We start from the raw sequence: 24,790 nt of genomic DNA, 5'->3' as shown, positions 1-24,790 counted from the left end.
ACGGCCGGGCGCCTCACGGCACCCGGCCGGCCCGGAACGGGGTGGTCTGCGCCGCGGTGGTCTACAGCGGGGTGACGTACGCGCCGGAGATCCCGCCGTCGACGAGGAAGTCGGTGGCGTTGATGAAGGAGGAGTCGTCACTGGCGAGGAAGGCCACGGCGGCGGCGATCTCGGTGGGCTCGGCGAAGCGGCCCAGCGGGATGTGCACGAGGCGGCGGGCGGCGCGCTCGGGGTCCTTGGCGAACAGCTCCTGGAGCAGCGGGGTGTTGACCGGCCCCGGGCACAGGGCGTTGACGCGGATGCCCTCGCGGGCGAACTGCACGCCGAGCTCGCGGGACATGGCCAGGACGCCTCCCTTGGAGGCGGTGTAGGAGATCTGCGAGGTCGCGGCTCCCATGATCGCGACGAAGGAGGCGGTGTTGATGATCGAGCCGCGGCCCTGGCGCTGCATGTAGGGCAGGGCGGCCTTGCAGCACAGGTAGACGGAGGTGAGGTTGACGTCCTGGACGCGCCGCCAGGCGTCGAGCTCGGTGGTGAGGATGGAGTCGTCGTCCGGGGGCGAGATGCCCGCGTTGTTGAAGGCGATGTCGACGGAGCCGTAGGTGTCGAAGGCCGTCTTGAAGAGGGCGTCGACCTGCTCCTTGTCGGTGACGTCGACCTTCACGTAGGTCCCGCCGACCTCCTCGGCGGCGGCCTTGCCGGCCGTCTCGTCGATGTCGCCGCAGACGATGTGGGCGCCCTCGGACGCGAGGCGCCGGGCGGTGGCGAGGCCGATGCCGCTGCCGGCTCCGGTGATGACGGCGGTACGGCCGACCAGGCGGCGGCAGACGATCTCTTCAGGGCTCTGGCTGGTCATGTGGTTCAGGCCTCCGTGCTGATGAAGACGTTCTTGGTCTCGGTGAAAGCGGTGAGGGCGTCGGGGCCGAGCTCGCGGCCGAGGCCGGACTGCTTGTAGCCGCCGAAGGGGGTCCAGTAGCGGACGCTGCTGTGGGAGTTGACGGACAGGTTCCCTGCGGCGACGGCGCGCGAGACGCGCAGGGCGCGGCCGATGTCGCGGGTCCAGAGGGAGCCGGAGAGCCCGTACTCGGTCGCGTTGGCCAGGCGTACGGCGTCCTCCTCGTCCTCGAAGGGCAGGACGACGGCGACCGGTCCGAAGACCTCCTCGGCGGCCACGGGCGCGGTGGGGGTGACGTCCGTGACGAGGGTCGGCGGGTACCAGAAGCCGGGGCCCTCGGGGGTGGTGCCGCGGATCGCGGTGAGGTCGTCGGTGACGAAGGACCGTACGCGGTCCAGCTGGGTCCGCGAGATCAGCGGGCCCATCTGCGTCTTCTCGTCGAGCGGGTCGCCGACGGCCACGGCGGCGATGCCGGGGGCGACGAGCTCCAGGAAGCGGTCGTACACGGAGCGCTGTACGAGGATCCGGGTGCGGGCGCAGCAGTCCTGGCCGGTGTTGTCGAGGAAGGACATGGGGGCGGCGGCCGCGGCGGCCTCCAGGTCCGCGTCGGCGAAGACGATGTTGGGGCTCTTGCCGCCGAGTTCGAGGGTGACGCGCTTCACCCGCTCGGCGCACTTGGCCATGATCTGCTTGCCGACGCGGGTGGAGCCGGTGAAGACGATCTTGGCCACGCCGGGGTGTTCGACGAGCGCGTCGCCGGCGACCGCCCCGTGCCCGGGGAGCACCTGGAAGAGGTGCTCGGGGATCCCGGCTTCGAGGGCGAGTTCGGCGAGGCGCAGCGCGGTCAGCGGGGTGGTCTCGGCGGGCTTGAGGATGACGGCGTTGCCGGCGGCGAGGGCCGGGGCCAGGCCCCAGGCGGCGATCGGCATGGGGAAGTTCCAGGGGGCGATCACGCCGATGACGCCGAGGGGTTCGAGGAAGGTGACGTCGATGCCGCCGGCGACGGGGATCTGGCGGCCGGAGAGCCGCTCCACTCCCCCGGCGGCGAAGTCGAGGAGGTCGCGGACGTTGCCGGCTTCCCAGCGGGCGTTGCCGATGGTGTGGCCGGCTTCGCGGACCTCCAGCTGCGCCAGTTCCTCGACGTGGCCGTCGACGACCGCGGCGAAGCGGCGCAGCAGCCGGGCCCGGTCGGCGGGGGCGGCGGCCGCCCACGCCCGCTGGGCCGCGGCGGCCCGGGCGACGGCGGCGTCGACATCGTCCCGTGTGGCGGCCGGGACGATGGCGACGGTTTCCTCGGTGGCCGGGTTCAGCACTCGCAGGTTGAGTGGGTCCAGCTCATCGGACACGTGGTGCCTCACAGACGTTCGATGGTTGGCGGTGCGGTGCCGGGCGGATCAGAGACGTTCGAAGGAGCGGCGCAGCTCCCAGTCGGTCACCGCGGAGTCGTACGCGTCGAGTTCCACGCGGGCCATGTTCCGGTAGTGGGCGACGACCTCGGGGCCGAAGGCGGCCTTGGCGATCTCGCTGTTCTCCCAGAGCTCGGCCGCCTCGCGCAGGGTGGCCGGCACGTGCGCGTATTCGGCGGTGTAGGCGTTGCCGGCGCACGCGTCGGGCAGCTCCAGCCGGTTCTCGATGCCGTAGAGGCCGGCCGCGACGAGGCCGGAGACGGCGAGGTACGGGTTGACGTCGCCTCCGGGGAGGCGGTTCTCGAAGCGCATGGAGCGGCCGTGGCCGACCACTCGGAGCGCGCAGGTCCGGTTGTCCACGCCCCAGGCGACGGCGGTCGGCGCGAAGGATCCCGGCCGGAAACGCTTGTACGAGTTGATGTTGGGGGCGTAGAGAAGGGAGAAGTCGCGCAGCGCGGCCAGCTGGCCGGCCAGGAAGTGCCGCATCACCGGTGACATTCCGCCTGGTCCGTCCCCGGCCATCGCGTTGCGTCCGTCTGAATCGGCGAGCGAGAGGTGGATGTGACAGGAGTTGCCCTCGCGCTCGTCGAACTTCGCCATGAAGGTCAGCGAGACGCCTTCTTGGGAAGCGATCTCCTTCGCCCCGGTCTTGTAGACGGAGTGCTGGTCGCAGGTGGTCAGCGCCTCGTCGTAGCGGAAGGCGATCTCGTGCTGGCCGAGGTTGCACTCCCCCTTGGCCGACTCGACGGTCAGGCCCGCGGCCTGCATCTCGTTGCGGATGCGGCGCAGCAGGGGTTCGATGCGGCCGGTTCCGAGGACCGAGTAGTCGATGTTGTACTGGTTGGCAGGGGTCAGGCCGCGGTAGTGGGAGTTCCAGGCCTCCTCGTAGGTGTCCCGGAAGACCATGAACTCCAGCTCGGTGCCGACCATCGCGGTGAAGCCGTGCTCGGCGAGGCGCTCCAGCTGGCGGCGCAGGATCTGCCGGGGCGCGGCGACGACGGGCGAGCCGTCGTTCCAGGCGAGGTCGGCGAGGAGGAAGGCGCTGCCCGGGTTCCAGGGGATGCGGCGCAGGGTGGCGAGGTCGGGGTGCATGGCGAAGTCGCCGTAGCCGCGGTCCCAGGAGGACATCTCGTACCCGTCGACGGTGTTCATGTCCGTGTCGACGGCGAGAAGGTAGTTGCAGCCCTCGGTGCCGTGTTCGAGGACCTCGTCGAGGAAGAACTGTGCGGCGAACCGCTTGCCCTGGAGCCGCCCCTGCATGTCGGGGAAGGCCAGGACCACTGTGTCGATCTCGCCGCTGGCGACGAGGGCGCGGAGCTCCTCGGTCGCGAGCGGCGGCGTGCGGTCTACCACGGGAATCTCTCCTTCGGTGAGCCGAGTGCGCCTAAGGTATTGAATAGAACCATTGCTTGGGAAGGGGCGGAGCCGAGATGACCGATACGGCGAGTGAAGGCGACGCGATCGCGCGGCTGAATCCCGTGCTGCGGCAGGTGCGGGCGGGCAACGGGTTCGAGGAGGCGCTCGAGCAGATCCTCCAGGTGGTCCGGCTGGGCCTGGTGCCGGGCGGCGAACGGCTGCCGCCCGAGCGCGAACTGGCGGAGCGCATGGGCATCAGTCGGGTCACCCTGCGCGAGGTGCTGAAGGTACTGCAGGACCAGGGCCTGGTGGAGGCCCGACGCGGGCGGTACGGCGGAACGTTCGTGCTGCCCCGCCCCGACACCCCGGCGGGCGGCGCCGAGGAGGAGCTGCGCCGGCGCGTCGCCGGGGTGGACATCGAGGACGCGCTGCGCTTCCGCGAGGTGCTGGAGGTGGGGGCGGCCGGCCTGTGCGCCTCCCAGGGACTGACCGAGGAGGGCGCCGGACGGCTGCTCGCCGCGCTGGCGGCCACGCACGACGCCCCGCTCGCCGACTACCGCCGCCAGGACACGCTCTTCCACCTGACCCTGTGCGAGCTCGCCGGATCCGCCACCCTCACGGCCCAGTACGCGGCCGTCCGCGCCACCGTCAACGACCTGCTGGACTGCATCCCGCTGCTCGTGCGCAACCTGGAGCACTCCCAGCAGCAGCACACGGCACTGGTGGAGTCGGTGCTGGCGCGGGACGCGGCCGGGGCGCGCGAGACGATGCGCGAGCACTGCTGCGGCACGGCGGCGCTGCTGCGGGGCTTCCTGGCCTGAGGGTGACCGCAACGGCGGCCCGGAGCGGATCCGGAACGGGGGGCCGGGAGCGGATCCGGAACCGGGGGCCGGGAGGGTTTCGTAACTTCTGTTTAACGCAGAGGTCTTGCGCTCTCCACTCCACAAGAGCAAAGGTACGCCCCACAACCATTGCCCTGAGGCAGGAGCGCACGATGGCCGACGACATCGAGGCACGGCTGACAGCCGTACCCGCACCCACCGAGTCCGCCGAGGGCGGCGACCCGGGCGCGGACGACTACCTGGAGCGCCGCACGCTGCGCCGCGGCAGCGCCGGCTGGCTGCTGCTGACCGGTCTCGGCGTCGCCTACGTCGTCTCCGGCGACTTCTCCGGCTGGAACGTCGGCCTCGACAAGGGCGGCTTCGGCGGCCTCGCCATCGCCACCGTCCTCATGGGCGCGATGTACGCCTGCCTGGTCTTCTCCCTCGCGGAACTGTCCACCATCCTGCCGACCGCGGGCGGCGGCTACGGTTTCGCCCGCCGGGCCCTGGGCCCCTGGGGCGGCTTCCTCACCGGAACCGCCATCCTCATCGAGTACATCCTCGCCCCGGCCGCGATCGTCATCTTCATCGGCGACTACGTCGAGTCCCTCGGCCTCTTCGGCCTCACCTCCAACTGGCCGGTCTACCTCGGCTGCTTCGTGGTCTTCATCGGCGTCCACCTCTGGGGCGTGGGCGAGGCGCTCCGCTTCAGCCTCGTCGTGACCGCGATCGCCGTCGCCGCCCTGCTCATCTTCGCCGTGGGCGCCCTCACCGAGTTCAGCGCCGACGGCCTCAACGACATCCCGGTGGACGCGAGCGCCTTCGGCTCGAACTCCTGGCTGCCGCTGGGCGTCCTCGGCATCTGGGCCGCGTTCCCCTTCGGGATGTGGTTCTTCCTCGGTGTCGAGGGCGTACCGCTGGCGGCCGAGGAGGCGAAGGACCCGGTCCGCTCCATGCCGAAGGCGCTCGCCATCTCCATGGGCATCCTCGCCCTGCTGGCGCTGATCACCTTCTTCGCCGCGACCGGGGCCCAGGGCGCCGACGCCGTCAAGGCGGCCGGCAACCCGCTGGTCGTCGCCCTGGAGGGGGACGGCGGCCCGACCGCGCTCAGCCGCTTCGTGAACTACGCGGGCCTGGCCGGCCTGGTGGCGTCCTTCTTCTCCCTCATCTACGCGGGCTCGCGCCAGCTCTTCGCCCTCTCGCGGGCCGGCTACCTGCCCCGTTTCCTCTCGCTCACCTCGAAGCGCAAGGCCCCGTACCTCGGCCTCGTCATCCCCGGCGCCATCGGCTTCGCCCTGGCCGCCGCCACCGGGAACGGCGCGCGCATGCTGAACATCGCGGTGTTCGGCGCGACCATCTCCTACGCCCTGATGGCCCTCTCGCACATCGTGCTGCGCCGCCGGGAGCCGGACCTGGAGCGCCCGTACCGCACCCCGGGCGGGATCCTGACGTCCTCGGTGGCCTTCGTACTCGCCCTCTCGGCCCTGGTCGCCACCTTCCTGGTGGACAAGGACGCGGCATTCATCGCGCTGGCCGTGTACGCCGTCGCCCTCGCCTACTTCGCGATCTACAGTCGGCACCACCTCGTGGCCTCGGCGCCCGAGGAGGAGTTCGCGGCTCTGGCGGAAGCCGAGGCGGAACTGAGCCGTGACTGAAACCCTGTTCCTGCCCTGCCCTGCCCCCTGCCGGAGGTAACGAACGTGCCCAGGCCGCTCATCGGCATCACCACCTACGTCGAGGAATCCACCCGCTACGGGGTGTGGGACCTCCCGACGTCCCTCGTACCGACCGGGTACTACGAACTGGTCCAGGCGGCGGGCGGCGCGGCCGTGCTGCTCCCGCCGGACGAACCCGGTTCGGCGGCGGAGGTGCTGAGCCGGGTGGACGGTCTGGTGGTCGCGGGCGGCCCGGACGTGGACCCGGTCCACTACGGCGCCGCGCGCGACCCCCGTACGGGTGCCCCCGCGACGGTCCGCGACCACTGGGAACTGGCCCTGATCGCGGCCGCGCTCGACTCCGACACCCCTCTGCTGGGCATCTGCCGGGGCATGCAGGCGCTGAACGTGGCCCTGGGCGGCACGCTGATCCAGCACATCGACGGCCACGTCGACGCCCCCGGCGGCACCTCCTGGCACCCGGTCCGGCCGGTCCCGGGCACCCGTTACGCGGAGCTGGTCCCGCAGGAGGCGCAGGTCCCGACCTACCACCACCAGGCCGTGGACCGCCTGGGCCGCGGCCTGATCGTGTCGGCCCACGCGCTGGACGGCACGGTGGAGGCGATCGAGGTCCCCGACCCCGACCGGTGGATCCTGGGCGTCCAGTGGCACCCGGAACGGGACAAGGACACCCGCGTGATGGAGTCCCTGATCTCCGCCGCCCACGCCCGCGCGGCGGTCCCGGTGCCCTGACCGTGGCGCCGGCCACCGGCGCGGCCTGCGGCCAGGCCGTCTCTTCCGGATCTTGCCTCGCCCGCGCCGCCCGGCACCGCACCTCGCCGTGTTGGCGGAGCACCCCAGTACGTCCAGTACAAGGGCGCCCCGCCAACACGCCGATGCACGGCACCGGACGACGCGGGCTTGACCGGCAAGATCCGAAAGAGACGACCTAGGACAGGCGGCGGGTCAGTGACAGCAGGTCGCGCGCCGGGCCCGCCGGGCGGGAGCCCGCCGGCCAGACCGCCCGCAGGGCCCGGCCGAGCGCGGCCCCCGACACCGGCACCTCCACCAGCCGCCGCGCCGCGAGCTCGTCCCCCACGGCCAGCTCCGACAGGACGCACGGCCCCGCACCGCTCAGCGCCGCCGCCTTGACCGCGGTGGTCGAGGCCAGTTCCAGCAGCGGCGCGGCCAGCGTCCCGCTCCCGGCCAGCGCGGCGTCCAGCACCTGCCGCGTCCCCGACCCCCGTTCCCGCAGGATCAGCGGCATCGCGGCCAGTTCCGCCGCCTCGACCCCCCGCGAGCGCCGCGCCCACGCGTGCCCCGGCGCCACCGCCACCACGAGCCGGTCCTGCGCGATCACCGCCGAGTCCAGTCCCTCCGGCACCGTCAGCCCCTCCACGAAGCCGAGGTCGGCCTCGTGCGTGAGGACGCGTTCGGCGACGACCGCCGAGTTCCCGGCGTGCAGGGACACCGCCGTGTCGGGCCGTTCCCCGCGCAGCGCGATCAGCCACCCCGGCAGCAGGTACTCCGCGATCGTCATGCTGGCGGCCACCCGCAGCCGCGAGTCCCGCCGCCCCCGCAGGGCCTGCGCGCCGGCGTCGAAGGCCTCCGCCGCCTCCACCACACGTCGGGCCCAGTCCGTGACCAGCGCGCCCTCGGCCGTCAGCGTCGAGCCCCGCGGCGAGCGGTCCACCAGGGCCACCCCGAGCCGCGTCTCCATCGCCCGGATCCGGCTGCTCGCCGCGGGCTGCGTGATGCCCAGCCGCCGGGCGGCGCCACTCAGGCTGCCGACCCGCGCGACCGCGAGCAGCAGTTCCAGCGCGCCCAGGTCCGGCACCCGGTGCGCCAGCGGAACCCACTCCTCATCACCCATAACATCAGTTTATGGCCTCATAGGGAGATGACCTCTGCCGCGCTGCCCGCCCCGGCGCGAGGCTGGGTGCATGGCCACCACCCTCGTGCGACCCCGCACCCACACCACCCCCGCAGTCCGGGCCCACAAGGCTCCCGCGCTGCGGCACCTCGGCCCCAACTGGTACGCCTGCGTCATGGGCACGGCGATCATCGCCAACGCGGGCGCGACGCTCCCGTACCAGCTGCCCGGCCAGCGCGTGGCCTGCCAGCTCCTCTGGGCGCTGTCCGCCGCCGTCCTCGCCGTGCTGCTCACCGCCCGCGCCGGCCACTGGATCCACCACCGCGACCAGGCCCGCGCCCACCTCCTCGACCCCGCGGTCGCCCCCTTCTACGGCTGTCTGTCGATGGCACTGCTGGCCGTCGGCGGGGGCACCCTCCTCGTGGGGAAGGACCTCGTCGGGACCGGCGCGGCCGTCGCCGTGGACGCCGTCCTCTTCACCACCGGCACGGCGATCGGCCTGGTCATGGCCGTGGTCGTGCCCTATCTGATGGTGGTGCGCCACAAGGTCGAGCCCCGCCAGGCCACCCCCGTCTGGCTGCTGCCCCTGGTCGCCCCCATGGTCTCCGCGGCCGTCGGCCCCCTGCTCGTCCCGCACCTGCCCGCCGGCCAGCCCCGCGAGGCCCTGCTCCTCGCCTGCTACGCCATGTTCGGCATCAGCCTCCTCGCCACCCTGCTGATGCTGCCCCTGATCTTCGGCCGGCTGATCGTCGGCGGGCCCCTCCCCCTGGCCCTGACCCCCACCCTCTTCCTCGTCCTCGGCCCCCTCGGCCAGTCCACCACCGCCGTGAACCAGCTCGCCGACGTCGCCCACCAGTCGATCGGCGCCCCCTACGCCGGAGCGCTGAGCGCCTTCACCGTCGTCTACGGGGTCCCCGTGATGGGATTCGCCCTGCTGTGGCTGGCCCTCGCCGCCGCCATGCTGGTCCGCGCCGCCCGGGCCGGCATGGGCTTCGCCATGACCTGGTGGGCCCTGACCTTCCCGGTCGGCACCTGCGTCACCGGCGCCACCGGCCTGGCCCACCACACGGGCCTGACCGCCTTCGCCTGGCTGGCCACCGCGCTCTTCCTCGCCCTGGTGACCGCCTGGCTGTCGGCCGCCGTCCACACCCTCCGCGGCCTCTTCAGCGGCGTGCTGCTGCCCCGCTGACCGGGGCCCGACCGGCCCGACGGGCCCTGCACACGGCTCAGCGGGCCGCCCGCAGGGCCCCGGCCAGCACGGCCGGGGCCTCGGCCAGCGAAGGCCCGTACCAGGTGAGGTGGCGGCCGCTGAGCAGGGCGGCGGGCAGGTCCGGGAAGGCCTCCGGGCCGTCCTCGGCCGTGAAGCGGTACGGCTCGTCCGGGAGCACCACCAGATCGCAGCCGACCGCGGCGAGCTCCTCCACCGGAACCCGCGGGTACCGCTCCGGGTGCCCGGCGTACGCGTTGCGGACGCCCAACCGCGCCAGCAGGTCCCCCGCGAAGGTGTCGCGGCCCAGCACCATCCACGGCCGCCGCCAGATCGGCACGAAAGCGGTGAGCGCCGCGGCGGGCTCCGCCCGGGCCCACGCGCGCTCCGCGTCCGCCAGCCACCCCGGCCTCGTCAGCCCCAGGGCCCCCACCAGCAGCCGGTCCAGCTCCCGCAGCGCCTGCGGGAGGTCGCGTACCTCGGTGACCAGCACCTCCAGCCCGGCCGCCCGCAGGGCCGCGAGGTCCGGGGCCCGGTTCTCCTCCTCGTTGGCGATGACCAGGTCGGGGCGCAGCTCCGCGATCCTGCGTACGTCGGGGTTCTTCGTGCCCCCGATCCGTACCGCGTCCCCGAGGTCGGCGGGGTGCGTGCACCAGTCCGTGACCCCGGCGAGCAGGCCGGGGGCGCTCACCGCCACCGCCTCCGTCAGCGAGGGCACCAGCGAGACGACGCGCACCGGCTCAGTGCTCGGGAGAGGGCGGCTCGGAGGTGGCGTGGATGTGCTCGCCCACCGCGACCACCAGGAGTCTGGTGTCCTCGGTGACGGCCCGCCAACGGTGGCGCACGCCCCCGGACAGGAACAGCGCGTCCCCGCTCTCCAGCCGGTACGCCCGCCCCTCCGCCTCCACCTGGCAGGCGCCCTCGACCACGTACATCAGTTCGTCGTTGCGGTGCTGGTACTCGCGGCCGGCGTCCTGATCTCCGGTGAACTCCAGCGCGTGCAGCTGGTGGTGCCCGCGCACGAGGGGGCGTACGCCCTGGACGGGGCCGAGCCCCGACTCGTCGCCGGCCCGTACGAGGTCCACGGTGCGCGCGGTGTCGGAGGCGGCCAGCAGCTCGACGGCCGTGGTCTCCAGCGCGTCCGCGACCCGCTCCAGGGACCGCATGCTGGGCCGGGCCCGCTCGTTCTCTATCTGGCTCAGGAAGGGCACCGACAGGCCGCTGCGCGCCGACACGGCGGCCAGCGTGAGGTGCAGCGCGCGGCGCCGCTTGCGCACGGCGACTCCCACCCGCAGCGGCTCCTTGCCGTCCTTGTCCTTGCTCTTCTCGTCCCTGTCGGTCAGCTTGTCGCGCAGGCCGTCCGTACCGTCCGTACCGTCGGTGCCGTCCCTGTCGTTCATGTCGGGGCTGCCCTCCCCATGTCCGTCGCACATCGGTGTGCTGTAAGCACCTTACGCAGCAACCGCCCCCGGTTTCGCGTGCACGGCCCTTCCCGTACCCGACCGCTCACGGTCCGTGCCGAGGCTTGCGGCATCATCGTGTCCGTGACGACACGACGCCTGATGCTCCTGGACACCGCCTCCCTCTACTACCGCGCCTACTTCGGCGTGCCGGACTCCGTGCGGGCCCCCGACGGCACCCCGGTCAACGCGGTGCGCGGGCTGCTCGACTTCATCGGCCGGCTCGTGCAGGACCACCGGCCGGACGATCTGGTGGCGTGCATGGACGCCGACTGGCGGCCGCACTGGCGGGTGGAGCTGATCCCCTCCTACAAGGCCCACCGGGTCGCCGAGGAGACCGAGAGCGGACCCGACGTCGAGGAGACCCCGGACACGCTCGCCCCCCAGGTCCCCATCATCGAGACGGCGCTGGACGCCTACGGCATCGCCCGGGTGGGCGTCGCCGGGTACGAGGCGGACGACGTGATCGGCACGCTGACGGCCCGCGCCGACGGGCCGGTGGACATCGTCACGGGCGACCGCGACCTCTACCAGCTCGTCGACGACGCCCGGCAGCGCCGGGTCCTGTACCCCCTGAAGGGCGTCGGCACCCTCCAGGTGACCGACGAGGCCTGGCTGCGCGAGAAGTACGGGGTCGACGGCCCCGGCTACGCCGACCTGGCGCTGCTGCGCGGGGACCCGAGCGACGGCCTGCCGGGCGTCCCCGGCATCGGCGAGAAGACGGCGGCGAAGCTCCTCGACGCGTACGGCAGCCTGGCCGGGATCATCGCGGCGGTCGACGACCCGAAGTCGAAGCTGACCCCCACTCAGCGCAAGCGGCTGGACGAGTCCCGACCGTATCTGGCGGTGGCCCCGAAGGTGGTCCAGGTGGCCTCCGACGTGCCGCTGCCGCCGTTCGACCCGGCCCTTCCGACGGCGCCCGCGCAGCCGGAACTGGTCGACGCGCTAGCCCATCGGTGGGGTCTGGGCGGGGCAGTCTCCCGCCTGAACAGTGCACTGCTCCGTTGAGGTGCTAACTTAGGTAAGGCTAAGTTTCAGGGGAGTCAGGGGAGACACCGTGGCAGAAGGACGCGCCCGCACCGTCGGCACCGCCGTCGTCGTACGCACCGAGCGGCTCTCGCCGCACATGGTGCGGCTCGTGCTGGGCGGTGAGGGCCTGGCGGAGTTCGGCGCGGGCGAGTACACCGACCATTACGTCAAGATCCTGTTCCCCCCGGCAGGCGTCGTCTATCCCGAGCCCTGGGACCTGGAGGAGATCCGCGCGCACTTCCCGCGGGCGCAGTGGCCGCGCCAGCGCGCGTACACCGTACGGAGCTGGGACCCGACGCACCGGGAGCTGACCCTCGACTTCGTCGTCCACGGCGACGAGGGCCTGGCTGGCCCCTGGGCGGCGCGGGTGCAGCCGGGCGAGCGCGTGCACTTCCTCGGCCCCGGCGGCGCCTACGCCCCGGACCCGACGGCCGACTGGCACCTCCTGGTCGGCGACGAGAGCGCGCTGCCGGCGATCGCCGCGGCGATGGAGCGGATGCCGAAGGGCACGCGCGTCCACGCCTTCGTGGAGATCGAGGGCCCGCAGGACGAGTTGAAGGTCGCCACCCCGGACGGCGTCGTCCCGGTCTGGCTGCACCGCGCCGGCCGCCCGATCGGCCAGGCCCTGGTGGAGGCGGTCACCGCCCTGGAGTTCCCCTCCGCGGACGTCCACGCCTTCGTCCACGGCGAGGCCGGCTTCGTCAAGGACCTCCGCCGCCACCTCCGCCTCGAACGCGGCATCCCCCGCGAACGCCTCTCCATCTCGGGCTACTGGCGCCTGGGCGAAACGGACGAGGGCTGGCGCGCGATCAAGCGCGACTGGAACGCCACGATCGAAGCCGAACAGGACCACGCGGCAGCGGCATAACCCCGCCGAGGTCTGCCTGCCAGCCCCGCCGGCGTTTGAGGCGCGGGGTCCGGGGCGGAGCCCCGATCTCGCAGCCTCGCCGCACCGAATCCAGCCCCGCCGGCGTTTGACGCGCGGGGTCCGGGGCGGAGCCCCGGCAGCGGCGCCGCACCCGCGGCCTCGCACCCGCACCCCCGGCAGGAGCCACCCGGCGGGAGCCACCCCGCGCGCGACCACCCGTCCGGCAGGACAATGGCGTCATGCGTACGCTCCGCGCACTGGCGGCAGCCACCGCCGCAACCCTCCTCACCGCGACGGCGGCCGCGGCCGCGCCCAGCCCCCCGCCCCCACCCCAGCCCCTGATCAGCGACGACGCAGTCGACAAGGCCGTCGCCCACCTCGACCAGACCGTCGCGGACATGATGCGCCGCACCGGCGTCCCCGGCGTGTCCGTGGCCGTCGTCCACGACGACAAGGTCGTCCACATCAAGGGGTACGGGCTGCGCAGAACCGGCGAGAGCGGCAAGGTCGGCCCCGACACCGTCTTCCAGATCGCCTCGGTGTCGAAGCCCGTGACCTCCACGGTCCTGGCCGGCGCCCTCACCGACCCCGCCGAGTTCGACCGGCACACCACCCTGCCCGGGTTCTCCCTCAAGGACCCCTGGGTCACCGACCACGTGACCACGGCCGACCTGCTCTCCCACCGCAGCGGCCTCCCCGACCACGCGGGCGACCTCCTCGAAGACCTCGGCTACGACCAGGCGTACATCCTCGACCACCTCCGCCTGGAGCCCCTCGGCCCGTTCCGGGCGAGCTACGACTACACCAACTTCGGGTTCACCGCGGCCGCGGAGGCCGTCGCCCGGGCCAAGGGCACCAGCTGGCAGAAGCTCTCCGCGGACACCCTCTTCAAGCCCGCCGGCATGACGCACACCAGCACCGAGTTCTCCGCCTTCATCAACGCCCCCGACCACGCCTCCACCCACGTCAAGAACGCGGACGGCACCTGGAGCCCCCGCTACGTCCGCGACCCGGACGCCCAGGCCCCGGCCGGCGGTGTCAGCTCCACCGCCACCGACATGGCCCGCTGGCTGCGGCTGCAACTGGCCGGCGGCACCCTCGACGGGAAGCGGATCGTCCCCGCCGACGCCCTCGCCCGCACCCACCTGCCGGAGATCGTGTCGCAGCCGACCAACGCCGTCGGCACCACCAGCTTCTACGGGCTCGGCTGGAACGTCGGCTACGACAGCGCCGGCCGCCTGCGCCTGAGCCACTCCGGCGGCTTCGAGCTCGGCGCCAACACCAACGTCACGATGCTCCCCCTGGAGAAGCTCGGCATCGTCGTCCTGACCAACGGCGCCCCCGTCGGTCTCCCCGACGCCCTGGCCCTGGACTTCTTCGACTTCGCCGAGCACGGCAAGGTCAGCACGGACTGGCTCCCGCTGACCGCGTCCGCCTACGCCCAGGCGCTCGAGGCCCCGGGCCGCTCCTCCACCGACTACGCGCACCCGCCCACCGCCGCGAAGCCCGCCCGGGACAGCGCCGCGTACACCGGCACCTACGACAACCCCTACTACGGCAAGGCCACCGTGACCGCGGACGACAACGGCGCGCTCACCCTGGCCCTCGGCCCGAAGCCGCTGCGCTTCCCGCTCACCCACTACGACGGCGACACCTTCAGCTTCGTGACCGCGGGCGAGAACGCGGTCGGCCGCACCGGGGTCTTCTTCGCCGACGGCACGCTCCGCGTCGAGTACCTCGACGCCGAACACATGGGCACGTTCACCCAGCAGTAGCCGCATAGCCTGTCCCCGATGAGACGCAGAGCCCAGGCACCCCCCTCGCCCCTCCCCCAGCGGGCCGGCATCGACCCGGTCCGGCTGCGGCTGCCGCCCGACCCGGACGGCCACTGGCCGGACCTCGGCGGCTACCTCGCCGACCGCTACGCCGGCACCCGCGGCGCCGATTCCGTCGCGCGCCTGCTGGCGGCCGGCCGGGTGCTGGGCCCCGGCGGGCGGGTCCTGCACGCCCGGGACCCGTACGAGCCGGGCGGCTACCTGTGGTTCCACCGCGACATGGAGCCCGAGCCCGCGGTGCCCTTCGCGGTCCGCGTCGTCCACCGGGATCCGCACCTGCTGGTCGTGGACAAGCCGCACTTCCTGGCGACCACCCCGCGCGGCAGCCACATCACCGAGACCGCCCTGGCCCGGCTCCGCGAGGAGCTGGACCTGCCCGCGCTCAGCCCGGCACACCGCCTGGACCGGCTGACGGCCGGCCTGGTGATGTTCAGCATCCGGCCCGAGGACCGCGGTGCCTACCAGCTGCTCTTCCAGCGGCGCGAGGTCCACAAGGAGTACGAGGCCCTGGCGGTCCACGACCCGGCGCTCGCGCTGCCGCGCACGGTCCGCAGCCGCATCGAGAAGGCCCGCGGGGTGATCGCGGCGACCGAGGTGCCGGGCGCCGAGCCCAACGCCGAAAGCCTGATCGAACTGATCGGCACCCGGAGGGACCTGGGCCGCTACCGGCTGACCCCGCGCACCGGACGCACCCATCAGCTGCGCGTGCACATGAACGGCCTGGGCCTGCCGATCCTGGGCGACCCGGTGTATCCGGAGGTGACAGATCCGGCCCCGGACGACTACCGGCGACCCCTGCAACTGCTGGCCCGGGTCCTGCAGTTCACCGACCCGGTCACCGGAGCCGCCCACCGCTTCGAGAGCGGCCGCACCCTCCAGGCCTGGGACGACCCCGCGGCCTGGGAGTCCGGCCCCCAGGCGCTGCGGACGTGACCTGCGAAGGGACGGTCTAGGCCTCGGGCAGGCCGACCCCCGCGATCCGCAGCGCCGCGTCGGCGGTGGCCTCCGCGAAGACCGTCACCGGCCGCGCCGGATCGGCCCGGTGGATCAGCATGACGCCCTCGATGAGTCCGAAGACCAGGTCGTTGCGGAGCGTCAGCCCCGCCCGGTCCCCCGCCAGTTCGGCGCCCGCGCAGGTCCCGTCGAGCAACACCCGGTAGGCGTTCTTGAGTTCCGCACGCATCCGGCGGAACTGCGCGAAACGCGCGCCGCCCACCTCCGGCAGCAGGTAGAGCGCCCCCAGGTTGTACGGGCCCCCGCACAGCAGGAGCACGTCGGAGCGGCACAGCTCCCACAGCCGGCGCGCGGCGGGCCGGCCGCCGTCGGCGAGCAGCCGGCGGGCCAGCACCAGCGAGGGCGCGACGGTGGACTCCAGCAGTTCGGCGAGGAGTTCCTCCTTGCCGCCGAAGTAGTGGTACATCGTGGCCTGGCGCATTCCCGCCCGCCCGGCGACCGCCCGCGTGGTGGTCGCCGCGTACCCCTGGACGGTGAACAACTCAGCCGCCGCGCAGAGCAGTTCCTCGCGCGGCGGCCGGCCGCTGTCCGGTCTCAGCCGGTCGGCGCGTGGCCGACCGACCCGTCTCGGGCCCTCGCCTGCTCCCCCACTCATGGGACCGATCGTCGCACAGAGCACGACGAATCGATCATGGCAAGAGATCAGATCAGGCCGCCCCCGCTTTCAGAGGAAGCCCCAAAACCGGCTAGCCGACGGAGCTGTAGGCCACTACGCCCCGCAGCAGCGCGTCCACGGCCTTGCGGGCGTTGCGCGCCACCGTGCTGCCGCTGTCGCCGGAGGCCGAGGGGGCCGCCGCCGCGATCTGCCCGAGCACGTCGATGACCTGCTTGCACCAGCGCACGAAGTCACCGGCCGGCATCTCCGCCTCGCGCAGCACCTCGTCCAGGCTCTTGTCGGAGGCCCACTGGTACGCCGCCCAGGCGAAGCCGAGGTCCGGCTCGCGCTGGCCCACGCCCTCCGCCTGGTTGATGCGGTGCTCCTCCTCCAGCGCGTCGAGCCGGCCCCAGATGCGGACCATCTCGCCCAGCGCCTCCTTCGCCGCGCCGCCCGGCACCTTCGGCGCGACGGCGTCGTCGGACTGCCGCGACTCGAAGACCAGCGCCGAGACGCAGGCGGCCAGTTCGGCCGGGCTGAGGCCCTCCCAGACCTTGGCCCGCAGGCACTCGGAGGCCAGCAGGTCGAGCTCCCCGTACAGCCGGGCGAGCCGCTTGCCGTGCACGGTGACCTCGTCCTCGCGCAGGTAGTCCAGCTCGGTCAGCAGCGCGTGGATCCGGTCGAAGGTGCGGGCGATGGTGTTCGTCCGGCCCTCGATGCGCCGCTCCAGCTGCTGGGTGTCCCGCTTGAGCCGGTGGTAGCGCTCCGCCCAGCGGGCGTGGTCCTCGCGCTCGTCGCAGCCGTGGCAGGGGTGCGCCCGCAGCTCGGACCGCAGCCGGGCGATCTCGCGGTCGTCGGCCGCCGCGGCCCGGCCGCGCGCACGCCGCTCCGGCGTGATGTGCCCGGCCTTGCTCCGCAGCTGCGAGGCCAGGTCCCGACGCGACTGCGGCGAACGCGGGTTGAAGGTCTTGGGGATCCGCATCCGGTCGAGGGCCTCCACCGGGACCGGGAAGTCGATCGCGGCGAGCCGCTTGACCTGCCGCTCGGCGGTGAGCACCAGCGGGCGCGGGCCCTCCGCGTACTCGTACCCGCGGTGCCCGTGGACCCGCCCGGCCGGCACGCCCGGGTCCAGGACCAGCGCGAGCCCGGCGAACTTGCCCGTCGGCACGTGGATGATGTCGCCCGGCTTGAGCTTCTCCAGCGAACCGGCCGCCTGCACCCGGCGCTGGGCGGCGCCCTGCTTCGCCAGCTCCGTCTCACGGTCCTTCAGGTCGCGGCGCAGCTGCGCGTACTCCTCGAAGTTCCCCAGGTGGCAGGTCATGCCCTCCTGGTAGCCCTCCAGGCCCTCCTCGTTGCGCTGCACCTGCCGGGAGATCCCGACGACCGAGCGGTCGGCCTGGAACTGGGCGAAGGAGGTCTCCAGCAGCTCGCGCGAGCGGTGCCGCCCGAACTGGCTGACCAGGTTCACGGCCATGTTGTACGAGGGCTTGAAGCTGGAACGCAGCGGATACGTACGGGTCCCCGCGAGGCCGGCGAGCCCCGCCGGGTCCATGCCCCGCTGCCACAGCACCACCGCGTGGCCCTCGACGTCGATGCCGCGCCGTCCGGCCCGGCCGGTCAGCTGCGTGTACTCGCCGGGGGTGATGTCGGCGTGCTGCTCACCGTTCCACTTGACCAGCTTCTCCAGGATCACCGTGCGCGCGGGCATGTTGATGCCCAGCGCCAGCGTCTCGGTGGCGAAGACGGCCTTCACCAGGCCGCGGACGAACAGCTCCTCCACGACCTCCTTGAAGGTGGGCAGCATGCCCGCGTGGTGCGCGGCGATGCCCCGCTCCAGGCCTTCGAGCCACTCGTAGTACCCGAGGACGTGCAGGTCCTCGGTGGGGATGGAGGCGGTGCGCGCCTCGACGATCTCGCGGACCCGGAGCCGCGCGGACTCGTCGTTGAGCCGCAGGCCCGCGTACAGGCACTGCTGGACCGCGGCCTCGCACCCGGCCCGGCTGAAGATGAAGTTGATGGCGGGCAGCAGCCCGTCGCCGTCGAGCCGGGCGATGACCTCGGGGCGCGACGGGGTCCAGATCCGGCCGCGGGAGCGCCGCTCCCGCTCGCGGTCGGCCTCGCGGACCATCTTGCCGCGCCGCCGGTCCTTCGGGTTGTAGGTGCGGCTGTTCTCCTCGCGCGCCATGCGCAGCAGGTCGGGGTTGACCTCCCGGCGCGCGGAGCCGCGGCCGCCGTGGTCGGACTCCTCCTCGAAGAGGTCGTAGATCTTGCGGCCGGCCATGACGTGCTGCCACAGCGGGACGGGCCGCTCCTCGGAGACGATCACCTCGGTGTCCCCGCGGACGGTGTCCAGCCAGTCACCGAACTCCTCGGCGTTCGACACGGTGGCCGACAGGGACACCAGGGTCACCGACTCGGGGAGGTGGATGATCACTTCCTCCCAGACGGCCCCGCGGAACCGGTCGGAGAGGTAGTGGACCTCGTCCATCACGACGTAGCCGAGACCGCGCAGCGACTGGGAGCCCGCGTACAGCATGTTGCGGAGCACCTCGGTGGTCATCACGACCACCGGCGCCTCGGAGTTCACGCTGTTGTCGCCCGTGAGCAGGCCGACCTTGTCGGCGCCGTAGCGCTTGACGAGGTCGGCGTACTTCTGGTTCGACAGCGCCTTGATCGGCGTCGTGTAGAAGCACTTGCGGCCCTGCTGGAGGGCCAGGTGCACGGCGAACTCGCCGACGATGGTCTTGCCCGAGCCGGTCGGGGCGGCGACGAGGACGCCCTTGCCCGCCTCCAGTGCCTTGCAGGCCTCGATCTGGTACGGATCCAGTTCGAATTCGTACATCTCGCGGAAGGGGGCCAGGGCAGTGGCCTCTTCGGCGGCGCGGATCCGGGCAGCGGCGTACCGCTCGGCGGGTGAGAGTTCTTCGGTCATCTTGCTGTCGAGCCTACCCGCCACCTCTGACAACAGTCGCGATCATTTAAGTGAGCAGGCGGACCGCTCCGGGGACGCACTCCGCGGTCACCGGCAGCGCCCCTGGGGGTCCCCCCGGACGGCCACGAGCGTCGCCTCCGTCTCGATCACCGGGCCGTCGCCGAGGGTGATCCGGTGCGGGAACGGCCGGAAGGCGGCCGGCTCCGCGATCATCGCCAGGTCGTATGTGAACCGTACGGAGAAGCCGGCCGCCCGCAACGCGGAAGCGGCCGGCTGCGCGGCGTGCGCGCCCCGGCCGCGTCCGGCGGTGGGATTGACGAAGCGGGTGACCTCAGAGCTCAGCCACGGAACGTACCTGTCAGGTGGCGTCGTCGTAACCGTTGATCCGCTGGCGTCCGCCGTCGGCCTGGCCGGGCAGCGCGGCGGGGGCGGGCACCGACTCCAGCGCGCCGATCGGCGCCGGGGTCAGGTCCAGCTCGGAGGCCTCGTCGTCGCTCAGACCCGCGTCGGGGTCGTTGCGCCGGCGCCTGCGGTCGTTGAGCAGACAGATGCCGAGGGCCAGGAAGTACAGGGCGACGATGGGCAGGGCCAGCGCGAGCATGGTCGGCGGGTCACCCGTGGGCGTGGCGAAGGCGGCGAAGATCGTGATGCCGAGGACCATGCCCCGCCACCAGCCGCCGAGCCGCTTGCCGGTGAGCACACCGGTGAAGTTCAGGAGGATCAGCAGGAGCGGCAGCTCGAACGCCAGGCCGAACACGATCACCATGCGGGTGACGAGGTCGAGGTAGTCGTCGACGGGCAGCAGGTTGCGCGCGTGGTCGGGCGTGAACTCCAGCATGATCGTCGCGGTCTGCGGAAGGATCTTGTACGCGAGCACCGCGCCCACGCCGAACAGCGGGGCGCCGACCGCGACGAAACTCCGCGCGTACTTCTTCTCGTGGCTGTGCAGCCCCGGCGCGGCGAACGCCCACAGCTGGTACAGCCACACCGGCGCGGACAGCACCACACCGGACATCAGCGAGACCTTCAGGGCGATCGAGAACGCCGAGATGAGACCGTTCACGGTCATGTCGGCGCAGGGGTGGCCGTTGCGCTGCGTCACCACGCCGTCCCTACAGCCGACGGAGTCCAGCATCGGCTTCAGCAGGAAGTTGATGATGTCCCTGTAGAAGAAGGCCGAGATGATGGTGATCACCAGGATCGCCAGGACCGACTTCAGCAGGCGGTTTCGCAGCTCACGCAGGTGCTCGACAAGTGGCATCCGCCCTTCGGCGTCCTTGTCCGCTTTCCCCTGCTTGCGGGCAGACTTGAGCAACCCACGTCCCTTGTCTCGTTGCAGATGACTGGCGCCTACGGAGGCGTCAGCCCTGGGCGGCGCGGTTCGGCTCGCTGACCGGGCGGGAGCTGGTGACGTCCCCGGGGGCGGCCTGGATGGTGCGCGGGGCGACGGGCTGCTGCGCGGACGCGTCCGCGGCGGCGGTCGCGGCGGCCGCGTCCTCGGCCTCGCCGTCCTTCTTCATGGCCTTGGCCTCGCTCTTGAGGATGCGGGCCGACTTGCCGAGGGAGCGGGCCATGTCAGGAAGCTTCTTGGCGCCGAACAGCAGGATGATCACGCCGACGATGACGAGGATTTCCCAACCCCTGAGGTTGCCCATAGAAATCTTCCTTTTCTCCGAGGTTCGCAGCGCACCTGATACGGGCGCCCGGGACTTTCTCTACCGAGGATCGTAACCCCAGGGGGTTAACGCCCGGCAATCCCCGGGCATACCCCGTCTTGCGTCCTGGCCGGTTGTCAATCCCCTCGTCACACGCCCGACTCGTTCGCTACGGTCGCACGCCGCGACCCGCCCTGGCCAGGTCCGTGGCCGCCCGCTCCAGATCACCCGAGGCATCGGTGATCCGCCGGCTGGCCTGCGCGACCTGCACGGAGAGTCTGCGCACCTCCGCGTAGACCCGCACGGCCAGGACGGCGAGCACGGCGACTCCGAGGAAGCCCAGGGCAATTGCGAACATCGGCCACAGCATGGGGCGAGCCTAGGCCACCGCCCGCCTCAGATGCTGCGCAGGGTGCTCACGCCACCGCCCGTCAGCAGCTCCACAATGCGCTCACCAGCCGGTTTACGGACGGAGGCACCGCATTCAGGACACGTGAAGGAGTAGAAGGTGGCCCGCCGGCTGCCGCCGATGGCCAGCCGCAGGGCTCCCGCGGCCAGCTCGAAACGGGCCCGGCAGTCGGGGCAGGAGGCCTTGAAGGCGACGGGCCCGGACGTTGGCGACATCGACCCCGCTCCCCTCAGACCTGTTCCCCGTACCCCGCGAGTGCCTCTCGAGCGGCGCTCCGCGCGCTCTCCGCCAGCTCTGTGGGGGCGACGATCCGCCCCTCCCGCCCGAGGCGCAGCGCGAGCCGGCGCAGCGACGCCGGATCCGGACTGCGGAGCGTGATCCGCAGGCCTCCGTCGGCCAGCTCCTCCGCGCTGTCGTGCGGGTAGTACTCGGCGACCCAGCGCCCGCCGGGACCGACCTCGACGACGACCTCCGGGTCCTCGGCGGCCGGCTGGACCAGGCCCTCGGACAGATCGCGCGGCTCGATGGCCGGCGGCTCGGCCCGCTCGTCCAGCAGCCGGATCTCCGCCACCCGGTCGAGGCGGAAGGTGCGCCGGGCCTCCGAGAGGTGGCACCACCCCTCCATGTACGTGTGCCCCACCGCGAAGAGCCGGATCGGGTCGACCTTGCGCTCGGTGAGCTCGTCCCGCGCGGGCGAGTAGTAGCGCAGCCACAGCCGCCGGCGCTCCGCGATGGCCCGGTCGACGTCCGCGAAGACCCCGCCCTCCGATTCGAAGGTCACCGACAGCCGGGAGCTGGCCCCGGCGGCCTCGCCCGCGGCCGCCTCCAGCTTGGCGGTGGCCCGCAGCAGGGCCTCCCGGTCGCTCTCGCGCAGCCCGGGCAGGGTCGCCACCGCGCGGGCGGCGACCAGCAGCGCGGTCGCCTCGTCGGCGGCCAGCCGCAGCGGCTCGGCGGTGGACTCCCCCGAGGCGTCGGGGTTGCGCCACCAGATCCGCTCCCCGTCGGTGTCGATGTCGAGCAGGTCCCCGCCGCGGAAGCTGGTCCCGCACATGGGCAGCACGTCGAGGTCCGAGATCAGCTCGTCCTCGGTGATCCCGAAGGCGCGGGCGACGTCGGCGACGTGCGCCCCGGGGCGCTCGCGCAGGTACGTCACCAGGGACAGCATGCGGCGGGTCTGGTCGATGGCGTTGGCAGCCATGCTGGTACGTCTCCCCCTCAGGGCACGTCTTCGAATGGGCCGGTCGCGCATGCGCGATCCGGAATGCGGCGGTCTCGAATGCGGCGGAACCGGTTCAGGCCTTGGCGACGGCCCTCAGCCGGTCCACCACGTCGGCCCGCAGGTCGGCGGGCCCCACCACGACGACGTCGGGCCCGAACTCCACCAGCCAGGCGTCCAGGCCGTGCCCGTACGGGATCTCCAGCTCGTCCCAGCCGTCCGTGCCCTCGCACACCGCGGTGGCCTTGGCCCGCAGCGGGTAGCCCGCCCCGGCGCGCAGCCGGATCAGCGCGGAGCGGTCCGCGCTCTCCCCGGCCCAGCTCGCCACGGTCTCCCGCACGGTCACCACGTCGGGCACCTCCGCCGTGTACCTGGCGGCCCGGGAGCGGACCTTGCCGGTGATCCGGGACAGCCGGAACACGCGCTCCGCCCCGCGGTCGCGGTCGTAGCCGGCCAGGTACCAGTGGCCGCGCCAGCACTCCAGCGCCCACGGCTCCACCTGCCGGGTCTCGGGCCGGGCGGCGGTGGACTTGCGGTAGTCGAAGACCACCGGCCGGCGGTCCCGGCAGGCCAGCATCAGCGGCTCGAAGGCCGCCTCGTGGACCGGGATGCGCGGCTCGATGGCACTGTGCTGGCCCTCGTACGGGTCGCCCGCCTCGGGCATCCCGCCCGCGCGCAGCTTCTGCAGGGCCCCGCTGGCGGCTCCCGCCAGGCGGGCCTGCTGCCAGACCTTGGCCGCCAGCCCCAGGGCGGCGGCCTCCTCGGCGTCCAGCGAGACGGGAGGCAGCCGGTTGCTGTCCCGGCGGGCCAGGTAACCGATTTCGCCGTCGAGGTTCTCCACCGTCTCGATGACCAGACCGAGTTCGCGCAGATCGTCCTTGTCCCGCTCGAACATGCGGTTGAAGGACTCGTCGTTGCCGGCCTCCATGTAGGCCTCGATGGAGCCGCGCAACTCGCGCTTGCTCAGCGGCCGACGGGTCCCCAGCAGACACAGCGCCAGATTCATCAGCCGCTCGGCCTTGGCAATCGCCATCGACGCCCTTCCCCCGTTCTCGACACACTCGTGACCGTTGACCGTACCGCCCCGGCGGTCCCGGACAAAAGCGAGGGCCCCCGCCTCACGGCGGGGGCCCTCGGAACGGCTGCCGGTGGATCAGGCGGCCATCAGGTCACAGACGAAGATCAGCGTCTCGCCCGGGGCGATCGCACCGCCCGCGCCACGGTCACCGTAGGCGAGGTGCGCCGGGATCGTCAGCTTGCGACGGCCGCCGACCTTCATGCCCGCGATGCCCTGGTCCCAGCCCGCGATGACGCGGCCGGCACCGAGCGGGAACTGCAGCGCGGAGCCGCGGTTCCACGAAGCGTCGAACTCCTCGCCGGTGGAGAAGGCCACACCCACGTAGTGGACGGAGACCATGGAACCGGCCTTGGCCTCGGCGCCGTCGCCCTCCCAGATGTCCTCGATCACGAGGTCCGTCGGGACCGGGCCCTCGGGGAAGTCGATCTCGGGCTTCTCGAGCTTCTGGCTCACGGAACTGCTCCTCATACGTACGAAACGGTCAACCGGAACAGTCTTACATCACGGCGAGGATGTCGAGGCTGAAGACCAGCGTCGACTTGGCCGGGATGGTGCCCTGCTCCTTGTCGCCGAACGCCTGGTCCGGCGGGATGACCAGCAGGATGCGGCTGCCGACCTTCTTGCCGATCAGGCCGTCCTTCAGACCCGGGACGGAGAGCTCCTTCAGCGGCCACGTGACCGTCTGACCGGAGGTGTACGTGCTTTCGAAGGTCTTGTCGTCCTTCCACGTCTTGCCGTTGAACTTCACCACGACGGAGTCGGTGTCCTTGACGACCGGGCCGTCGCCCTCCAGGACGTAGTTCGAGACCAGCTTGGCCGGCTCGGCGACGTCCTTCGGGACGGCCACGGAGACCTCCTGGCCGTCCGTGTTCGTGCCGACCTTGGGCAGGTCCTTGTTCTCCTGGGCGACCTCCTTGCCCGTGGCCGAGGCCGGGACGGTGGCGCCCTTGACGATGTCCACGACGAAGACCAGCGTGGCGTTCGGCTTGATCTTCGGCTCCGAGCCCTGCGCCCCGTAACCGAGGTCCGGCGGGATCACGAGCTCGACACGGCTGCCGACCTTCTGGCCCTCCAGGCCCTGGTCCCAGCCCTTGATGACGGCTCCGGCACCGATGGTCAGGTCGAACGGCGCGGGCCGGCCGAAGCTCTGGTCGAACGGCTCCTTGCCGTCCCACACCTGACCGAGGTAGTTGACCTGCGCGATGTCGTTCTTCTTCAGCACCTGCCCGGTGCCCTCGCTGATGGTCACCACCTTCAGCTCCTTGGGCGGCGTGCCCTGCCCCTTCGACAGGGTGGGCGTCTCCCCGAACTTGGCACCCTTGGTGATCGCGGGCGCCCCGTTCTTCATCTGGGCGGAGTCGGAGCCGCTGTCGTCGCCACACGCTGCCGTGGTCAGCAGCAGAAGGGGTACGACAAGCAGGCCGGCAAGTCGGCGCACGTGTTCCTCAGATCTCAGACGGCAAGGCGGTCGCCCGCCACTCTAAGC

General features: G+C 72.3%; 25 protein-coding genes and 1 pseudogene. 8 read left to right on the top strand and 18 right to left on the bottom strand.

The genetic code is table 11. From position 1 onward, the window contains the following. Window positions 1-61: 61 nt before the first annotated feature. Genes ACFYP3_RS15910 through ACFYP3_RS15900 form a run of 3 tightly spaced genes read right to left on the bottom strand, consistent with a single transcriptional unit; the run spans window position 62 to window position 3,654 of the window. Window positions 62-856: a 3-oxoacyl-ACP reductase gene (locus ACFYP3_RS15910; RefSeq protein ID WP_365483727.1), complete on the bottom strand. Its 795-nt coding sequence runs from the start codon at window positions 854-856 to the stop codon at window positions 62-64. Window positions 857-861: 5 nt separating this feature from the next. After that, window positions 862-2,241, bottom strand: a complete 1,380-nt coding sequence (locus ACFYP3_RS15905; RefSeq protein ID WP_388831974.1) for an aldehyde dehydrogenase family protein — start codon at window positions 2,239-2,241, stop codon at window positions 862-864. 48 nt (window positions 2,242-2,289) lie between these two features. Beyond that, complete coding sequence (locus ACFYP3_RS15900) at window positions 2,290-3,654, bottom strand: glutamine synthetase family protein (protein WP_388831971.1); 1,365 nt, start codon at window positions 3,652-3,654, stop codon at window positions 2,290-2,292. Between the two features lie 77 nt (window positions 3,655-3,731). On the opposite strand from ACFYP3_RS15900, the gene ACFYP3_RS15895 reads away from it, so the two are divergent. The 3 genes from ACFYP3_RS15895 (at window position 3,732) to ACFYP3_RS15885 (ending at window position 6,886) form a co-directional block, all read left to right on the top strand. Next, window positions 3,732-4,478 carry a FadR/GntR family transcriptional regulator gene (locus ACFYP3_RS15895; RefSeq protein ID WP_388831969.1) on the top strand — a complete coding sequence of 249 codons (747 nt, stop codon included), beginning with the start codon at window positions 3,732-3,734 and terminating at the stop codon, window positions 4,476-4,478. A 173-nt stretch (window positions 4,479-4,651) separates the two neighbouring features. Beyond that, window positions 4,652-6,133, top strand: coding sequence for an ethanolamine permease (eat, locus tag ACFYP3_RS15890; protein WP_388831967.1), 1,482 nt, complete (start codon window positions 4,652-4,654; stop codon window positions 6,131-6,133). A 45-nt stretch (window positions 6,134-6,178) separates the two neighbouring features. Beyond that, window positions 6,179-6,886 carry a gamma-glutamyl-gamma-aminobutyrate hydrolase family protein gene (locus ACFYP3_RS15885; protein WP_388831965.1) on the top strand — a complete coding sequence of 236 codons (708 nt, stop codon included), beginning with the start codon at window positions 6,179-6,181 and terminating at the stop codon, window positions 6,884-6,886. A gap of 196 nt (window positions 6,887-7,082) precedes the next feature. On the opposite strand, the gene ACFYP3_RS15880 is transcribed toward ACFYP3_RS15885, so the two are convergent. Then, the gene (locus ACFYP3_RS15880; RefSeq protein ID WP_388831963.1) at window positions 7,083-8,006 is read right to left on the bottom strand and encodes a LysR family transcriptional regulator; all 924 of its coding nucleotides are present in this window, start codon (window positions 8,004-8,006) and stop codon (window positions 7,083-7,085) included. A 70-nt stretch (window positions 8,007-8,076) separates the two neighbouring features. On the opposite strand from ACFYP3_RS15880, the gene ACFYP3_RS15875 reads away from it, so the two are divergent. Continuing rightward, window positions 8,077-9,195 (top strand): TDT family transporter, encoded by a 1,119-nt coding sequence (locus ACFYP3_RS15875; protein ID WP_388831961.1) that lies wholly within the window; start codon window positions 8,077-8,079, stop codon window positions 9,193-9,195. A 37-nt stretch (window positions 9,196-9,232) separates the two neighbouring features. Here the strand turns inward: ACFYP3_RS15875 and ACFYP3_RS15870 are convergent, their stop codons facing one another. Then, window positions 9,233-9,949 carry a helical backbone metal receptor gene (locus ACFYP3_RS15870; RefSeq protein ID WP_388831959.1) on the bottom strand — a complete coding sequence of 239 codons (717 nt, stop codon included), beginning with the start codon at window positions 9,947-9,949 and terminating at the stop codon, window positions 9,233-9,235. A 4-nt stretch (window positions 9,950-9,953) separates the two neighbouring features. Continuing rightward, window positions 9,954-10,502 (bottom strand): XRE family transcriptional regulator, encoded by a 549-nt coding sequence (locus tag ACFYP3_RS15865; protein ID WP_351295765.1) that lies wholly within the window; start codon window positions 10,500-10,502, stop codon window positions 9,954-9,956. 273 nt (window positions 10,503-10,775) lie between these two features. Here ACFYP3_RS15865 and ACFYP3_RS15860 point away from each other — a divergent pair, with 273 nt between their 5' ends. From ACFYP3_RS15860 to ACFYP3_RS15845, 4 genes are all read left to right on the top strand, one after another. Continuing rightward, on the top strand, window positions 10,776-11,681 hold the full coding sequence (locus tag ACFYP3_RS15860) for a 5'-3' exonuclease H3TH domain-containing protein (RefSeq protein WP_388832202.1): 906 nt from the start codon (window positions 10,776-10,778) through the stop codon (window positions 11,679-11,681). A 49-nt stretch (window positions 11,682-11,730) separates the two neighbouring features. After that, a complete protein-coding gene (locus ACFYP3_RS15855) occupies window positions 11,731-12,570 on the top strand; it encodes a siderophore-interacting protein (RefSeq protein ID WP_388831957.1) in 840 nt (279 codons plus the stop codon). A gap of 239 nt (window positions 12,571-12,809) precedes the next feature. Then, a complete protein-coding gene (locus tag ACFYP3_RS15850) occupies window positions 12,810-14,345 on the top strand; it encodes a serine hydrolase (RefSeq protein ID WP_388831955.1) in 1,536 nt (511 codons plus the stop codon). An 18-nt stretch (window positions 14,346-14,363) separates the two neighbouring features. Continuing rightward, window positions 14,364-15,338, top strand: coding sequence for a pseudouridine synthase (locus tag ACFYP3_RS15845; protein ID WP_388831953.1), 975 nt, complete (start codon window positions 14,364-14,366; stop codon window positions 15,336-15,338). A 16-nt stretch (window positions 15,339-15,354) separates the two neighbouring features. On the opposite strand, the gene ACFYP3_RS15840 is transcribed toward ACFYP3_RS15845, so the two are convergent. The 12 genes and pseudogenes from ACFYP3_RS15840 to ACFYP3_RS15785 form a co-directional block, all read right to left on the bottom strand. Beyond that, window positions 15,355-16,014 carry a helix-turn-helix domain-containing protein gene (locus ACFYP3_RS15840; RefSeq protein ID WP_388831951.1) on the bottom strand — a complete coding sequence of 220 codons (660 nt, stop codon included), beginning with the start codon at window positions 16,012-16,014 and terminating at the stop codon, window positions 15,355-15,357. A gap of 91 nt (window positions 16,015-16,105) precedes the next feature. Then, a complete protein-coding gene (locus tag ACFYP3_RS15835) occupies window positions 16,106-18,946 on the bottom strand; it encodes a DEAD/DEAH box helicase (RefSeq protein WP_388831949.1) in 2,841 nt (946 codons plus the stop codon). A gap of 87 nt (window positions 18,947-19,033) precedes the next feature. Beyond that, the gene (locus ACFYP3_RS15830) at window positions 19,034-19,159 is read right to left on the bottom strand and encodes a hypothetical protein (RefSeq protein WP_388831947.1); all 126 of its coding nucleotides are present in this window, start codon (window positions 19,157-19,159) and stop codon (window positions 19,034-19,036) included. 18 nt (window positions 19,160-19,177) lie between these two features. Beyond that, window positions 19,178-19,288, bottom strand: a pseudogene (locus ACFYP3_RS15825) (sphingosine kinase); the annotation flags it as partial. A gap of 16 nt (window positions 19,289-19,304) precedes the next feature. Continuing rightward, on the bottom strand, window positions 19,305-20,261 hold the full coding sequence (gene tatC, locus ACFYP3_RS15820; RefSeq protein WP_388831945.1) for a twin-arginine translocase subunit TatC: 957 nt from the start codon (window positions 20,259-20,261) through the stop codon (window positions 19,305-19,307). Window positions 20,262-20,307: 46 nt separating this feature from the next. Beyond that, a complete protein-coding gene (gene tatA, locus ACFYP3_RS15815; RefSeq protein WP_388831943.1) occupies window positions 20,308-20,601 on the bottom strand; it encodes a Sec-independent protein translocase subunit TatA in 294 nt (97 codons plus the stop codon). A gap of 169 nt (window positions 20,602-20,770) precedes the next feature. Then, window positions 20,771-20,971, bottom strand: a complete 201-nt coding sequence (locus ACFYP3_RS15810; RefSeq protein ID WP_388831941.1) for a hypothetical protein — start codon at window positions 20,969-20,971, stop codon at window positions 20,771-20,773. A gap of 26 nt (window positions 20,972-20,997) precedes the next feature. Continuing rightward, entirely contained in the window at window positions 20,998-21,225 is a 228-nt protein-coding gene (locus tag ACFYP3_RS15805; protein ID WP_388831939.1) for a hypothetical protein, read from the bottom strand. A gap of 14 nt (window positions 21,226-21,239) precedes the next feature. Continuing rightward, window positions 21,240-22,208, bottom strand: a complete 969-nt coding sequence (locus ACFYP3_RS15800) for a WYL domain-containing protein (RefSeq protein WP_365483776.1) — start codon at window positions 22,206-22,208, stop codon at window positions 21,240-21,242. 94 nt (window positions 22,209-22,302) lie between these two features. Next, window positions 22,303-23,259, bottom strand: a complete 957-nt coding sequence (locus ACFYP3_RS15795; RefSeq protein WP_388831937.1) for a helix-turn-helix transcriptional regulator — start codon at window positions 23,257-23,259, stop codon at window positions 22,303-22,305. A gap of 120 nt (window positions 23,260-23,379) precedes the next feature. Continuing rightward, entirely contained in the window at window positions 23,380-23,772 is a 393-nt protein-coding gene (locus ACFYP3_RS15790) for an FKBP-type peptidyl-prolyl cis-trans isomerase (RefSeq protein ID WP_388831935.1), read from the bottom strand. 28 nt (window positions 23,773-23,800) lie between these two features. Then, window positions 23,801-24,742, bottom strand: a complete 942-nt coding sequence (locus ACFYP3_RS15785; protein ID WP_388831933.1) for an FKBP-type peptidyl-prolyl cis-trans isomerase — start codon at window positions 24,740-24,742, stop codon at window positions 23,801-23,803. Window positions 24,743-24,790 lie beyond the last annotated feature (48 nt).

The organism is Streptomyces sp. NPDC005533 (genome assembly GCF_042871845.1).
Lineage (GTDB): Bacteria > Actinomycetota > Actinomycetes > Streptomycetales > Streptomycetaceae > Streptomyces.
This window is presented reverse-complemented; position numbering and strand designations above follow the sequence as displayed.